General features: G+C 72.9%; 15 protein-coding genes and 1 riboswitch. Of the genes, 9 read left to right on the top strand and 6 right to left on the bottom strand.

The genetic code is table 11. The features are described from left to right. Positions 1 to 33: 33 nt before the first annotated feature. The 3 genes from ACWD4U_RS18680 to ACWD4U_RS18670 all read right to left on the bottom strand — a co-directional run bounded on the left by ACWD4U_RS18680 (position 34) and on the right by ACWD4U_RS18670 (position 2,578). Complete coding sequence (locus ACWD4U_RS18680) at positions 34 to 1,428, bottom strand: FAD-dependent oxidoreductase (protein ID WP_363454808.1); 1,395 nt, start codon at positions 1,426 to 1,428, stop codon at positions 34 to 36. Positions 1,429 to 1,640: 212 nt separating this feature from the next. Beyond that, entirely contained in the window at positions 1,641 to 2,279 is a 639-nt protein-coding gene (locus ACWD4U_RS18675; RefSeq protein WP_449787230.1) for an MSMEG_1061 family FMN-dependent PPOX-type flavoprotein, read from the bottom strand. Between the two features lie 50 nt (positions 2,280 to 2,329). Then, the gene (locus tag ACWD4U_RS18670; RefSeq protein WP_363454811.1) at positions 2,330 to 2,578 is read right to left on the bottom strand and encodes an SCO4226 family nickel-binding protein; all 249 of its coding nucleotides are present in this window, start codon (positions 2,576 to 2,578) and stop codon (positions 2,330 to 2,332) included. Positions 2,579 to 2,730: 152 nt separating this feature from the next. After that, a riboswitch (FMN riboswitch) is annotated at positions 2,731 to 2,858 on the top strand. 177 nt (positions 2,859 to 3,035) lie between these two features. On the opposite strand from ACWD4U_RS18670, the gene ACWD4U_RS18665 reads away from it, so the two are divergent. The 9 genes from ACWD4U_RS18665 to ACWD4U_RS18625 all read left to right on the top strand — a co-directional run bounded on the left by ACWD4U_RS18665 (position 3,036) and on the right by ACWD4U_RS18625 (position 10,553). Continuing rightward, positions 3,036 to 3,710, top strand: coding sequence for a riboflavin synthase (locus ACWD4U_RS18665; RefSeq protein WP_363454814.1), 675 nt, complete (start codon positions 3,036 to 3,038; stop codon positions 3,708 to 3,710). A gap of 56 nt (positions 3,711 to 3,766) precedes the next feature. Then, on the top strand, positions 3,767 to 4,348 hold the full coding sequence (locus ACWD4U_RS18660) for a nicotinamide mononucleotide transporter family protein (protein WP_363454855.1): 582 nt from the start codon (positions 3,767 to 3,769) through the stop codon (positions 4,346 to 4,348). Continuing rightward, positions 4,345 to 5,607, top strand: coding sequence for a bifunctional 3,4-dihydroxy-2-butanone-4-phosphate synthase/GTP cyclohydrolase II (locus tag ACWD4U_RS18655; protein WP_363454817.1), 1,263 nt, complete (start codon positions 4,345 to 4,347; stop codon positions 5,605 to 5,607). The genes ACWD4U_RS18660 and ACWD4U_RS18655 overlap by 4 nt, the downstream gene beginning before the upstream one ends. An 83-nt stretch (positions 5,608 to 5,690) precedes the next feature. Beyond that, entirely contained in the window at positions 5,691 to 6,176 is a 486-nt protein-coding gene (gene ribH, locus ACWD4U_RS18650) for a 6,7-dimethyl-8-ribityllumazine synthase (protein WP_363454820.1), read from the top strand. 88 nt (positions 6,177 to 6,264) lie between these two features. Next, complete coding sequence (locus tag ACWD4U_RS18645) at positions 6,265 to 6,537, top strand: phosphoribosyl-ATP diphosphatase (protein WP_363454823.1); 273 nt, start codon at positions 6,265 to 6,267, stop codon at positions 6,535 to 6,537. Between the two features lie 38 nt (positions 6,538 to 6,575). After that, positions 6,576 to 7,424 carry an ATP phosphoribosyltransferase gene (hisG, locus tag ACWD4U_RS18640; protein WP_363454826.1) on the top strand — a complete coding sequence of 283 codons (849 nt, stop codon included), beginning with the start codon at positions 6,576 to 6,578 and terminating at the stop codon, positions 7,422 to 7,424. A gap of 77 nt (positions 7,425 to 7,501) precedes the next feature. Further along, positions 7,502 to 7,951: a PH domain-containing protein gene (locus ACWD4U_RS18635; RefSeq protein ID WP_363454829.1), complete on the top strand. Its 450-nt coding sequence runs from the start codon at positions 7,502 to 7,504 to the stop codon at positions 7,949 to 7,951. Between the two features lie 215 nt (positions 7,952 to 8,166). Continuing rightward, the gene (locus ACWD4U_RS18630) at positions 8,167 to 9,507 is read left to right on the top strand and encodes a hemolysin family protein (protein ID WP_363454832.1); all 1,341 of its coding nucleotides are present in this window, start codon (positions 8,167 to 8,169) and stop codon (positions 9,505 to 9,507) included. Next, positions 9,504 to 10,553 carry a hemolysin family protein gene (locus ACWD4U_RS18625; protein ID WP_363454835.1) on the top strand — a complete coding sequence of 350 codons (1,050 nt, stop codon included), beginning with the start codon at positions 9,504 to 9,506 and terminating at the stop codon, positions 10,551 to 10,553. Before ACWD4U_RS18630 ends, ACWD4U_RS18625 begins: the two co-directional genes overlap by 4 nt. Before the next feature lie 45 nt (positions 10,554 to 10,598). On the opposite strand, the gene ACWD4U_RS18620 is transcribed toward ACWD4U_RS18625, so the two are convergent. The 3 genes from ACWD4U_RS18620 to ACWD4U_RS18610 all read right to left on the bottom strand — a co-directional run bounded on the left by ACWD4U_RS18620 (position 10,599) and on the right by ACWD4U_RS18610 (position 14,036). After that, on the bottom strand, positions 10,599 to 11,243 hold the full coding sequence (locus tag ACWD4U_RS18620; RefSeq protein WP_363461161.1) for a DUF4230 domain-containing protein: 645 nt from the start codon (positions 11,241 to 11,243) through the stop codon (positions 10,599 to 10,601). Between the two features lie 62 nt (positions 11,244 to 11,305). Beyond that, complete coding sequence (locus ACWD4U_RS18615) at positions 11,306 to 13,096, bottom strand: AAA family ATPase (RefSeq protein WP_363461163.1); 1,791 nt, start codon at positions 13,094 to 13,096, stop codon at positions 11,306 to 11,308. A gap of 310 nt (positions 13,097 to 13,406) precedes the next feature. Beyond that, on the bottom strand, positions 13,407 to 14,036 hold the full coding sequence (locus ACWD4U_RS18610) for a uridine kinase family protein (RefSeq protein WP_363461159.1): 630 nt from the start codon (positions 14,034 to 14,036) through the stop codon (positions 13,407 to 13,409). Positions 14,037 to 14,048: the final 12 nt, after the last annotated feature.

Raw genomic sequence — 14,048 nt, 5'->3', positions numbered from 1 at the left:
GTGACGGGGCGCCGCGGGGCGCCCCGTCGACGGCTACTCGGCGGTCGGGCGCCGGTCCGCGGCGCGGTCGCTCGCGGAGGCGTCGAGCATGGCGACCCGGTCGACCACCTTGACGCGTTCGCGGCCCTCGGCGGCGCCCAGCTGCCGCTCGTGGGCGTCGAGGCGGTGCCAGCCCTCCCAGGTGGTGAAGTCGACGCCGCGCGAGCGCAGGAAGTCGGTGACGGCCTCCTCGGCGGGGTCGGCGGCGGGGCGCAGGCGGCCCGCGGAGTGGTCCTCGACCAGGCAGGCGACGGTCTCGTTGGCGTCGCCCTTGGTGTGGCCGATCAGGCCGATCGGGCCGCGCTTGATCCAGCCGGTGACGTACACCGACGGGAGCGGGGAGCCGTTCTCCTGGACCCGGCCGGCCTCGTGCGGGACGGTCGCGGAGAGCGCGTCGAAGGGCAGCTTGGGCAGCTCGTCGGAGCGGTAGCCGACCGCGCGGTAGACCGCCTGGACCGGCCACTCGCGGAACTCGCCGGTGCCCACCGTGTTGCCGGTGCCGTCGAGGCGGGTGCGCTCGGTGCGCAGCGCGACCACCCGGCCGTCGGCGCCGAGCACCTCGACCGGGTTCTCGAAGAAGTGCAGGTGGAGGCGGTGCGGGCGGTCGCCGATGTCGCGGATCGCCCAGTTCTCCAGGGTGGCGGCGACCATGTCGGCCTGCTTGTTGCCGCGCCGGGTGGCGATCGAGCCGTCGTCGTAGTCGATGTCCTCGGGGTCGACGACGACCTCGATGGTGGGGGAGTGGTCGAGCTCGCGCAGCTCCATCGGCGAGAACTTGGCCTGCGCCGGGCCGCGGCGGCCGAAGACGTGCACCTCGACGGCGCGGTTGGCGGCCAGGCCGGCGTGCACGTTCGGCGGGATCTCGGTGGGCAGCAGCTCGTCGGCGGTCTTGGCGAGGATCCGGGCCACGTCGAGGGCGACGTTGCCGACGCCGAGCACGGCGACCTGCTCGGCCTCCAGCGGCCACTCGCGCGGGACCTCGGGGTGGCCGTCGTACCAGGAGACGAACTCGGCGGCGCCGTACGAGCCGTCCAGCTCTATGCCGGGGATGGTGAGGTCGCGGTCGGCCTCCGCGCCGGTCGCGAAGACCAGGGCGTCGTAGAAGCGGTGGAGCTCGTCCAGCGACAGGTCGCCCGGGTAGTCCACGTTGCCGAGCAGGCGGACCTGCGGCTTGTCGAGCACCTGGTGCAGCGCGGTGATGATGCCCTTGATCCGCGGATGGTCCGGGGCGACGCCGTAGCGGATCAGGCCGAAGGGGGCGGGCAGCCGCTCGATCAGGTCGATGGAGACGCCGGGGGCGGTGGCCAGCTCGGACTTCAGCAGCGCGTCGGCGGCGTAGATCCCGGCGGGGCCGGCACCGACGATGGCCACCCGGACGGGGCGGGTCATGGGCGGGTTCTCCAATTCGCTTCGGGTTCGCTTCGGGGCGCGTGCCGCCAGCCTTCCGGCCGGCGGGCCGTCCCGGTACGGAGGTCCGGCTTATGTGGTCATAAGCCGGACCTATGGCCCCCCAAAGATCCGCCTATGCGGCGGTCCTTCAAGGATGCACCAGAGTGCACGGAAGCCGGCCGGAGCGGGTTCACCGGCCACACCGCCCGGGGTCACTCGTAGCGCAGCCGCAGCGACTCCTCCTCGGCCGCCAGGATGTGATCCAGCGTCAGGGCCGGGTCGTTCAGGTGGGAGAGGGTGATCTCCGCCGAGCTCGGCACCGCGTCGGGGGCGAGCCACTGCTCGGGGCGCCAGGCGGAACCGCGCAGCAGCGCCTTCGGGCAGTGCTGGTACACCTCGTCGGCGGCCACCACGATCGCCGTGCGCGGCGGCTTGCCCACGGCGGTGAGCTGCTCCAGCAGTCGCGGGTCGGTGCTGACGCAGGCCCGGCCGTTGACCCGCAGCGTGGACTCCCGGCCGGGCACCGTGAACACCAGGCCGGCCTTCCCGGTGGCGATGATGTTGTGCAGGCTGTCCAGCCGCCGGTTGCCGGTGGCGTCGGGGATGGCCAGGGTGCGGTCGTCGAGGACCGAGACGAAGCCGGGCGGGCCGCCGCGCGGGGTGGCGTCGCAGTTGCCGTCGGCGTCGTGGGTGGCGAGGAAGAGCAGCGACGAGCAGCCGATGAACCGGCGGGCCGCGTCGTGCAGGTGGTCCACCTGCTTGCGGCGCACCAGTTCGCTCGGCTGCTCGTAGACGGCCCGGAGTCGGGCGGGGTCGCGGATCGCGTCCGCGGCGAGGGCATCGAAGATCACGTCGGGCGACGCTACGCCGCCCGATCGTGCTCCGACACCCCGTCGGTGCCTCAGACGTGCAGCGGGACGGGGTGCACCTCGTCCGCGCGGTGCCCGGTGCGCTCGTGGACGCGCTGCACCGCTTCGGCGTCGGGTGCCGACGACAGGCAGTACACGGTGCCGGACTCCGGGTCGGCCCACGCCTGTTCGAAGCTGACGCCCTCCTCGCCCTGGACCGCCAGGTCCGCCTCGTGCGCGGCCTTCAACTGCTCGGCGGTGATGCCCGCCATTCCGTGGTGGACGTCCATGAACATCGCCATCGCGCTCAACTCCTCGAGCGGCCGAGTCCTCCACCGCGGAGGACTATTCCCTCCAAGACTCCTGCGGCGACGTGAACCAGGCCACACGGCGCATCCTTGCGGACCGGGCAAGGGGGCGTGGCAGAATACTCAGTGCAGTAGCAGTGACGTTCAGCGCACTCCGGGGTCGGTGAAAATCCGAACCGGCGGTTACAGTCCGCGACCCGTCCGCAGCCAGCGGCCGGTTGACCAGGTGAAACTCCTGGACCGACGGTTAAAGTCCGGATGGGAGGCGTGCGCGGCGGACGATTTGCAGTGACCACGGCCCACCCGAGGGCCGGGGTGTGCAGGTGCACGGAGTCGAACCCGTGCCATGGCGACGACGCCCTGGCAACCGGGTGCGTTCCGGCATCCCCGTCCGCAGTCAACTCCCTCGAGCCGCCCCGGAGTCCGCGCCCCAAGCGCGAGGAGAACCCGGGTGTTCACCGGCATCATCGAAGAGCTCGGCGAGGTCGTCTCCATCGAGGAGATCGGCGAATCCTCGCGAATCCGCCTGCGCGGTCCGGTCGTCACGGCCGACGCCCGGCACGGCGACTCCATCGCGGTCAACGGCGTCTGCCTGACCGTCCTCGAGAACAACGAGCAACTGGCCGCGCAGCCCGGCGAGTTCAGCGCCGACGTGATGGCCGAGACGCTGCACCGCTCCAGCCTCGGCGCGCTCCGCCCCGGCTCCCGGGTCAACCTGGAGCGGGCGATGTCGCTCGGCGCCCGGCTCGGCGGCCACCTGGTGCAGGGCCACGTCGACGCCACCGGCGCCCTGATCTCCCGCAGCCCCGGCGACCTCGACGCGGACGGCACCCCCCGCTGGGAGGTGCTGCGCTTCTCCCTGCCGCAGCCGATCGCGCGGTACCTGGTCGAGAAGGGGTCGATCACCGTGGACGGAGTGAGCCTCACCGTCGTCGAGGCGGCGCAGGACTCCTTCACCGTCTCGCTGATCCCCGCCACGCTGGAGATGACCACGCTCGGCGCCAAGGCCGTCGGCGACCCGGTCAACCTCGAGGTGGACGTGCTCGCCAAGTACGTCGAGCGGCTGCTCACCGCGGGCGCCCTGCCGGCCGGCCTCGCCGCGGGTGTGCGGGAGGACGCCAAGTGAGCGGCCTCGGAGAACTCACCTTCACCGCCTTCGGCGAGCAGGTGAAGTGGGCCGACATGATCGGCAACCTGATCGGCCTCGGCGCGCTCGCCCTCGGCTGGCGCCGCTCGGTGCTCACCTGGCCGGCGCAGCTGCTGGCCGGCGCCGTCCTGATCACCGCCTTCCTCGGCGGGCAGGTGCCCGGCCTGATAGGCAAGCAGGTGATCGTCGTGGTCACCGCCGTCTGGGGCTGGACGCAGTGGAACCGCGGCCGCGGCGACGCCGGTGACATCGCGGTGCGCTTCGCCACCTGGCGCGAGCGGGCCCTGCTGGTCGTCGCCACCGCGGCCGGCACCGCCGCCGTCACCGCGCTGTTCCACGCCGTCCCGAAGCTGTCCTGGGCCCCGCTGTTCGACGCCTACATCTTCGTCGGCACGCTCGCCGCGATGTACGCCCAGGCCCGCGGCTGGGTCGAGTTCTGGTTCGCCTGGCTCGCCGTCGACCTGATCGGCGTGCCGTACGCCTACAACCACGGCTACACCTTCACCGCCCTCACCTTCAGCATCTACTTCGTCCTGGTGCTGGCCGGCCTGGTCAGCTGGTGGACGAAGGCCCGCACCGCCCCCACCGCCTCGATCGCCAAGGGAGTCGCCGCATGAGCGCCCAGCACAGCGAACAGCTCGCCCTCGACCCGGTCGAGCGCGCCGTCGCCGACATCGCCCTCGGCCGCCCGGTGATCGTGGTGGACGACGAGGACCGCGAGAACGAGGGCGACATCGTCTTCGCCGCCTCCGCCGCCACCCCCGAGCTGATGGCCTTCACCATCCGCTACAGCTCCGGCGTGATCTGCGTGCCGATGACGGGCGACGAGCTCGACCGGCTCAAGCTGCCGCCGATGACCCAGGTCAACGAGGACCGCAAGGGCACCGCGTACGCCGTGTCGGTGGACGCCCGCGACGGCGTCTCCACCGGCATCTCGGCCGCCGACCGGGCCCGCACCGTCAAGCTGCTCGCCTCGGCCGGCACCGAGCCCGCCGACCTCACCCGGCCCGGCCACGTCTTCCCGCTGCGCGCGGTCGAGGGCGGCGTGCTGGTCCGCCCCGGCCACACCGAGGCCGCAGTCGACCTGGCCCGGCTCGCCGGCCTGCCCGCGGCCGGCGCCATCGCCGAGGTGGTCAACGACGACGGCACCATGTCCCGGCTGCCCGAACTGCACGCCTTCGCCCGCGAGCACGGCCTGGCGATCATCTCGATCGAGGACCTGATCGCCTACCGGCGCCGCACCGAACTGCACGTCGACCGCGCCGCCGTCACCGCACTGCCCACCGAGCACGGCGAGTTCACCGCCGTCGGCTACCGCGGGACGATCGACGGGGTCGAGCACCTGGCGCTGGTCGCCGGCGGCCTGGACGCCGACGGACGCCTCCCCGACGGCGAGGACGTGCTGGTCCGGCTGCACTCCGAGTGCCTCACCGGCGACGTGTTCGGCTCGCTGCGCTGCGACTGCGGCCCGCAGCTGGAGGCCTCGCTGGCCGCCGTCGCCGAGGCCGGCCGCGGCGTGGTGCTCTACCTGCGCGGCCACGAGGGCCGCGGCATCGGCCTGGCCCACAAGCTGCGCGCCTACCAGCTCCAGGAGGAGGGCCGCGACACCGTCGACGCCAACCTCGACCAGGGCCTGCCCGCCGACGCCCGCGACTACTCGATCGGCGCGCAGATGCTCGCCGACCTCGGGGTCCGCTCGCTCACCCTGCTCAGCAACAACCCGGCCAAGCAGACCGCGCTCACCGAGTACGGCCTCAAGGTCGCCGCCCGCCGCGCGCTGCCCACCGCGACCGGCGAGCACAACCTGCGCTACCTGCGCACCAAGCGCGACCGGATGGGCCACGACCTGCCGTGGCTCGACGACGACCAGAAGTAAGACCACCAGAGCAACCCCGCACCACCACCTGAGCAACCCCGCACCACCACCTGACGCACCATCGGAAAGCAGAGGAACACCCCATGGCCGGCCACGGAGCCCCCGTCCTGTCCCCGAAGAACTGCGCCGACCTGCGGGTCGCGGTGATCGCCGCGCAGTGGCACGAGCAGGTGATGAACGGACTGCTGGACGGCGCGCACCGCGCCCTGAAGGAGCTCGGGATCGACGAGCCGACCGTGGTCCGCGTCCCCGGCACCTTCGAACTCCCGGTCGCCGCGAAGCAGTTGGCCGAGCGCGGGTACGACGCCGTGGTGGCGCTCGGCGTGGTGATCCGCGGCGGCACCCCGCACTTCGACTACGTCTGCCAGGGCGCCACCCTCGGCCTGACCCAGGTCTCGGTGGACACCGGCGTCCCGGTCGGCTTCGGGGTGCTCACCTGCGACACCGAGCAGCAGGCGCTGGACCGGGCCGGGCTGCCGGACTCCGCCGAGGACAAGGGCCACGAGGCGGTCACCGCCGCGGTCGCCACCGCCGCCGCGCTGCGCTCGGTCTCCGAGCCCTGGCGCTGAGCCGACGTCCGCCCGCTGTCCACCGGACTGTCCACGGTGCGGGACCGTTTACCGTCCGTCAGCCCTGAACCCGTAAGGTGAGCTCATCATGGCTTCGAAGACATTCGAGGAGCTCTTCACCGAGCTCCAGCAGAAGGCCGCCACCGGCGACCCCGCGACCTCCCGTACCGCCGAGCTGGTGCGGGCGGGCGTCCACACGATCGGCAAGAAGGTCGTGGAGGAGGCCGCCGAGGTCTGGATGGCCGCCGAGTACCAGGGCGACGAGGCGGCGGCGGAGGAGATCTCCCAGCTGCTGTACCACCTTCAGGTGATGATGATCGCCCGCGGGCTGACGCTCGAAGACGTGTACAAGTACCTCTAGATCCACCCCATTTCAGTCAACGCGAAGGGTCCGCTCTCATGCTCCGCATCGCCGTCCCCAACAAGGGTTCGCTCTCGGGTCCCGCGGCGGAGATGCTCCATGAGGCCGGCTACCGGCAGCGCAAGGACGCCAAGGAACTCGTCCTGGTCGACCCGGACAACCAGGTCGAGTTCTTCTTCCTGCGCCCCCGCGACATCGCCGTCTACGTCGGCTCCGGCCGGCTCGACGTCGGCCTGACCGGGCGCGACCTGCTGCTGGACTCCGCCTCGGACGCCGAGGAGGTGCTGGCGCTCGGCTTCGCCGGGTCGACCTTCCGGTTCGCCAAGCCGGTCGGCACCGACTTCGCCGACGTGCAGCAGCTCGACGGGCTGCGGATCGCCACCTCGTACACCGGGCTGGTCGAGCAGCACCTCGCCGAGCACGGCGTGAAGGCCACCGTCACCAAGCTGGACGGCGCGGTGGAGACCGCCGTGCACCTGGGCGTCGCCGACGTGATCGCCGACGTGGTGGAGACCGGCACCAGCCTGCGCAACGCGGGCCTGGAGGTGTTCGGCGACCCGATCCTGATCTCCGACGCGGTGATCATCCGGCCCAAGGGCGCCGGCGAGGACGCCCGGGTCGAGCAGTTCCTGCGCCGGCTGCAGGGCGTGCTGGTGGCCCGCCGCTACGTGCTGATGGACTACGACATCCGCGCCGAGAAGGTCAGCGAGGCGGTCGCGCTCACCCCGGGCCTGGAGTCGCCGACCGTCTCCCCGCTGCACACCGAGGGCTGGGTGGCGGTCCGCTCGATGGTGCTCCGCAAGGAGGCCCAGCGGATCATGGACGACCTGTGGGCGATCGGCGCCCGTGCCATCCTGGTCACCAACATCCACGCCTGCCGGCTCTGACCCGCCGATCGCCGACCCGATCTGATCCGCCATCAGGCGGGGCCGCCCGCCGGCCCCGCCTGTCCTTGGAGCCACCCGTGACCGCCCCCGCCGCCGACACCCTGCCCGTCACCTGGGCCCCCCGCCGCAACCGTGCCGTGCTGCTGACGCTGTGCGCGGTGATGGTGCTGCTGTTCTCCGCGCTCGCCGTCGCGCTGCCGGAGAACTGGCAGTTCAACGACCGGGTGATGATGGTCTGCAGCGGGCTGCTGTTCGCCGCGGTCGCCCTGATGCTGGCCCGCCCCAAGGTGGTCGCCGACGCGGACGGCCTGACCGTGGTCAACTTCGTCCGCAGCCGCCGGCTGGCCTGGGCCGAGGTGGTCCGGGTCAACTTCCGGGCCGGCGACCCCTGGGTGGTGCTCGACCTCGCCGACGGCACCGCGCTCGCCGCGGTCGGCATCCAGCCCGCGGGCGGCCGCGAGCAGGCGATCCGGGCCGCCCGGACGCTGCGCGACCTGGTCGAGCAGCACGCCGCCGCGGCGCGCTGACCGCGGCGCGGCACGCCCCCGGACGGGCGGGTCGAACAAGATCCCGGAGCCGTTCGGGTATGGTCTACGCTGGTAAAACCGCGGCAAAGGCACCCGAATCCGCCCCGCCGCGATCACCCGCGACCAGAGGAGTGACACCTCCCCTCGATGGACGATCCGTCCGGTAGTACCCGCGCCGCCATGCAGCTTCCACGCCAGGGAAGGCGGGCGGCCCAGTGACCACCGCCTGGCTCCTGCTGCTCGCGGCCTTCCTGCTGATCCTCGCCAACGGCCTGTTCGTGGCCGCCGAGTTCGCGTTCGTGACCGCCGACCGGGGCGCCGTGGAGCGCGCCGCGTCCGCCGGCGACCGGCGCGCCAAGAGCCTCCTGCGGGCCCTGCACAAGTTGTCGTTCCAGCTCTCCGGCGCCCAGCTCGGCATCACCATCACCTCGCTGGTGGTCGGCATGCTCGCCGAACCGGCGCTCTCCACCCTGCTGCAGCCGGTCTTCACCGCCCTCGGCCTGCCGTCCTCGGCGGCGCGCGGCACCGCGCTGATCGTCGGCCTGGTGCTGGCCACCGTGATCCAGATGGTGATCGGCGAACTGGTGCCCAAGAACTGGGCGATCTCCCGCCCGATGCAGGTCGCCTACGCCGTGGTCGGCCCGCAGCGGGTGTTCTCCGCCGTCTGCCGCCCGCTGATCGCCTTCCTCAACGGCTCCGCCGACCGGATCGTCCGGGCCCTCGGCGTCGAACCGCAGGAGGAGCTCGGCCACGCCCGCACCCCCGACGAACTGGTCGCCCTCGCCCGGCACTCGTACCAGGCCGGCGCGATGGACGAGGAGTCGGCGACGCTGTTCGTCCGCACCCTGGGCCTGCGCGAACTCACCGCCGAGTCGGTGATGACCCCGCGGATCGACGTCGCCGCGCTCCAGCAGGACGCCACCGCCACCGACGTGCTCAACCTGACCCGGGCCACCGGCCTGAGCCGCTTCCCGGTCTACGCCGAGAGCCTGGACGAGGTCACCGGCACCGTCACCCTCAAGGACGCCCTCGCGGTGCCCGCCGAGCGCCGCGACCACACCCGGATCCGGCACCTCGCCGCCCCGCCGCTGCTGGTCCCCGAGACCATGCCCGCCGAGCGGCTGCTGGACCTGCTGCGCCGCCGCGAGCCGATGGCCGTGGTGATCGACGAGTACGGCGGCACCGCCGGCGTCGCCACCATCGAGGACATCGTCGAGGAGGTGGTCGGCGAGGTGCAGGACGAGCACGACCCCGCCGACACCCCCGAACTGCGCGCGCTCAGCCCGCGCGACGGCCTGCCGGTGTGGGACGCCGACGGCCGGGCCCGGCTCGACCAGCTCGCCAAGATCGGCCTGCAGGCGCCCGACGGCCCGTACGAGACCCTCGGCGGCCTGCTCGCCGACCGGCTCGGCAAGCTGCCCGCGGTCGGCGAGACGGCCGAACTCCCCGGCTGGGAGTTCACCGTCACCGCGGTCGACCGGCACCGCACCAGCCGGGTCGAGGTGCGCCGCACCCGCTCCGAGCACGACCGGGACGACGAGGACGGCCACCGATGAGCGCCCTGCAACTCGCCTTCTCGCTGCTCCTGCTGCTCGGCAACGCCTTCTTCGTCGGCGCCGAGTTCGCCGTCATCACGGTTCGCCGCAGCCAGATCGAACCGCTCGCCGAGGCCGGCGACAAGCGCGCCCGCACCGTGCTGCACGCGCTGTCCAACGTCTCCGCGATGCTGGCCGCCGCCCAACTCGGCATCACCGTCTGCTCGCTGCTGCTCGGCGCGCTGGCCGAACCGACCATCGCGCACCTGCTGGAGCCGGTCTTCCACGCGCTCGGCGTGCCCGACTCGGCGATGCACGTGCTCAGCTACGCCATCGCGCTGAGCCTCGTGGTCTTCCTGCACATGGTGATCGGCGAGATGGTGCCGAAGAACCTGGCGCTGGCCGGACCGGAGAAGGCCGCGCTGTGGCTCGGCCCGCCGCTCGACCGGCTGGCCCGCTGGCTGACCCCGGTGATCGCGTTCCTGAACGCCTTCGCCAACTCGGTGCTGCGGCTGTTCCGGGTCGAACCGAAGGACGAGGTGGACTCGGTCTTCACCAGCGGCCAGCTGCTGCTCCTGCTGGCCGACTCCGGCGAGGCCGGGCTGCTCGACGACAGCCGCCGCGAACGCCTGGAGGACGCCCTGGAGATGGGCGAGCGGCCGGTCACCGAGGTGATGCTGCCCGCCGCCGAACTGGTCACGGTGACCGGCGAGGTGACCGGCGAGCAGGTCCAGCAGCTCGCCGTGCGCACCGGCTTCTCGCGCTTCCCGGTGCTCGACGACACCGGCACCGTCCTGGGCTACCTGCACGTCAAGGACACCCTGGAGGCCGACGACCTCACCGTGCCCGTCCCGGCCCGGCTGTGGCGGCCGATCACCGTGCTGCGCGCCACCCTGCCGCTGGACGACGCCGTCGCGGTGATGCGCCGGGCCGCCGCCCACCTGGCGGCGGTGGTCGACGCCGACGGCCGCCAGCTCGGCCTGGTCGCCCTGGAGGACGTGCTGGAGGAACTGGTCGGCGAGGTCCACGACCCCGACCACCGCCCGCCCGCGGCGGCCTCGCGCTGACCCCGCCCGCGGTGCCGCGCCCGCCGGGGCGCGGCACCGCACCGGCTACGGGGTGACCGTCACCGTCACCGAGGTGAACCCGAGCGAGGTCAGCAGGTTCTGCAGCATCTGCTTGGTGTTCGTCTCGGCGGTGGTGATCAGCCCGGTCTCCTTCGCCGCGGTCTGGATCTTGTCGACCGCCAGCAGCTCCACCTTGTGCTGGTCCTCGGCGGTGTCCGAGGAGAAGAAGTCGCCGATCCGGTCGAACAGCCCGCGCTGCTGGGAGACCACGTACGAGCGCTTCACGTCCAGTGCGGCGTCCGCGAGTTGGGCGTGCGGTATGACGATGGTGGCGCTGAGGCGGTCGGCGGAGACCTTCACCGAGTCCGGGCCGAGCTTGCCGAGGTCCACGTAGGAGTCGACGGTGCCGCCGCCGACGTACAGGGTGCGCGAGCCGAGCAGCGCCGACGGCAGGAACCGGGCCTCCTTGTCCAGGTCGATCACCACCTGGAAGTTGCCGGTCGCCGCGTTGTAACGGCTCATGTTCTGCACGGACTTGAGCAGCACCGGACCGCTCCGGTCGATGGTCTTCTCCTCGAACGGGTTGACCAGACCCGGCAGCCAGCCGAGCTTCCCGGCGCCCAGGAACAGCGCCGCGATCACCGCCAGCGTGATCGGCAGGGAAAGGTACCAGGGCACACGACGCAGCACAGCCGCTCCTCCTCGAGGGGCCGGGTCCTCCACCCGACCCTCGCGCGGCACCTTAGTCCCCGTCACTGACGGCCGTCGATCAGTTCGCCGTACGCCTGGAGGAGATCCGGCAGCCGGAGTGTGGCGAGATCGTCCCGGGTGGGGACGGAGAGCTGGCCGGAGAGGCGCAAGTCCCGGTAGGCGCAGGACTTCTCGTACAGGGTGCGGATGAACCGGCCGTTGCCGAGCTCGTCGATCCAGCCCTCGCCGACCACGTGGCCGCAGATCGAGGCCAGCTCCTCGGCCGCGTCGACGTCCCAGGCGTCGCCGTCGGCGAGCGCCAACTGCGCGCCGATGTCCGCGAGTTCGGCGGGACGGTAGGACGGGAAGTCGACCCGGGTGGTGAACCGCGAGTTCAGGCCCGGGTTGGCGGCCAGCAGCCGGTTCATCCCCTCCGGGTAGCCGGCCAGGATCACCACCAGCCGGTCCCGGTTGTCCTCGGCCCGCTTCAGCAGCACCTGCAGCGCCTCGTCGCCGTACGCGTCGCCCTTGCTGTAGCCGGAGTTGGCCAGCGAGTAGGCCTCGTCTATGAACAGCACCCCGTCCAGCGCCGAGTCGATCAGCTCGTTCGCCTTCACCGCGGTCTGGCCGAGGAACTCGCCCACCAGGTCGGCACGCTGAGCCTCCACCAGGTGGTCGCCGGAGAGCAGGCCGAGGGCGTGGAAGACCCGGCCGAGGATCCGCGCCACGGTGGTCTTGCCGGTCCCGGAGGGCCCGGAGAAGACGAAGTGCCGCTTCGGCGGCTGCACCGGCAGGCCGCGGTCGGCGCGCAGCCGCGCCATCCGCAACTGTGCGGACAGCGCCCGGACCTGACGCTTCACCGGGTCCAGGCCGACCATCGCCTCCAGTTCGGCCAGCGCCTGGTCCAGCTCCATCCGGGCGGCCGGCCGCGGGTTCGGCCCGGCGGGCGGAATTGCCGCCGCCGCGGGCCAGTTGCCCAACCGCTGGGGTAACTGCGGGGCCTCGGTGACCCGTTCGGCGAGCTGGCCGCCGCGCGGCTCCCCGGCCGGCTGGGCCCGCTCCGGCTCGCCGCCCTCCGGCTCGGCCGCCGCGAGCTGCTCCGGCTCGGCGAGGTCGAGCGGCTGGTAGTCGCCGCTCTCCAGCAGCCCGTCCTCGGTGGCGATGGCGGCGAGCCGCTGCGCGGTGTCCATGAACGACGGGTCGGCCCGGTGCACCGCCCGGTACAGCGGCAGCGCCGCCGCGCTGCGCCCGGCCCCCTCGTACGCCCGGCCCAGCCAGTAGCGCAGCTCCTTGCGCTGCGGCTGCTCGGACCGGCAGCGGGCCAGCGAGGCGGCCAGCGGGCGCTGCGCCTGCGCGCACATGTCGAGGCGGACCCGGGCCATCCCGGCGAACAGGCCGGCCTCGATGCCCAGCACCGGGTCGTCCAGCAGCCGGTCGGTGTCCCGGATCAGCTGCTCCCAGTCCTTCAGCAGGTAGGCGCGGCAGGCGTGCAGGAAGCGCACCGCGGGGTCCCGCTCGGGCGGCGGGCAGTCGGTGAGCGCCTGGTCGAGCTCGGCGAGGTGGCGGCCGTCCAGCCAGTGCGAGGCGTGCGCCAGGGCCAGGTCGTGCTCGGTCTCCAGCACCGGCTGCACCCACCAGCCCAGCCAGTACCAGGAGCTGAGCGGCCGCCGGTGCCGGTCGCGCTGCTCGCCGAACCGGTCGCGGTGCCGCTGCATCGCCAGCAGCGCGCCCGCGGTGTCGCTGCGCAGCGCGTGCAGGCCCAGCCAGGCGTCGGCCATGCCCGGGTCCAGCTGCACCGCGGCCCGGAACTCCTCCTCCGCGCGGGCGTACGAGCCGGCCGCGTAGGCGTCCATGGCGCGCGTCCAGGCGCGGTCGGCCTCCGGCTCGGGCCCCGCCTCGGCGGGCCCCTTGCCGCCGGAACTCTCCACCGTCACTGACGCCCCCCGCCAGACCTCGGGACGCATACGCGCCTGCGTGGCATGGTACCGGCGCAGCGGAGATCCGGAAGGGTGCCGCACCGTTCAAATGGCGAGAGACAGCCGGGTGTTGGCGCGGCGGAGGGTGCCGGAGAAGGGAGAACGGCGCCTCCGGCTCACGGGGGAACAAGCCGGAGACGCCGTGTCTGTGGTTGCGGAATCAACTAATCTCCGCGACACGCAGAACTTAGATCCTCACGACGTCGCAGGTCAAGGCGGGTTCTACCGGTTCACTCAGGGTGCTCCCGGCGATTCGGCCGGTGACCCCGTCGACCCGCAGCGCGGCGTACGGACGGCTCGGGTCGGCGGCGAAGTGCGCCCGCTCGGCGCGTACCCAGCCCGCCCAGAACTCGGCCAGTTCCGGCCCGTCCCGGCGCTCCCCGCGGGCCTGCGCGGCCGCCTGGTCCAGCTCCATCCACAGCAGCGCGGCCAGGTGCGGCCGGACCGCCCGGCGGCCCGCGCCCACGCCCTCCAGCAGCACCACCGGGGCCGGCGGCACCGCGCGGGTGTCCGCGAAGCGCCGCCGGGTCCAGTCGTAGACGCCGTGCCGGGCGGTCTCGCCGCGGGCCAGCGGGTCCAGCAGCTGGGCGCGCAGCCGCTCCACCCAGCCGAACGGCTCGGCGTGCGTGGCCAGGTCGTCCAGGTGCACCACGGGGGCGCCGCCCAGCTCGGCGGCCAGCCGTTCGGCGAAGGTGGTCTTCCCCGACCCGGCGTGCCCGTCCACCGCGACCAGTCGCACCGGCCCGAGCGAGGACGGCAGCGCGCGCAGCCCGGCGGCGAGCGCGGGCAGGTCGGGGAAGGCGTCGGGGGTGCTCATACCGGCCAGCCT

Source organism: Kitasatospora sp. NPDC002522 (genome assembly GCF_053595195.1).
The sequence above is the reverse complement of the archived record's forward strand: the minus strand, read 5'-3'. Positions and strand labels throughout refer to the sequence as shown.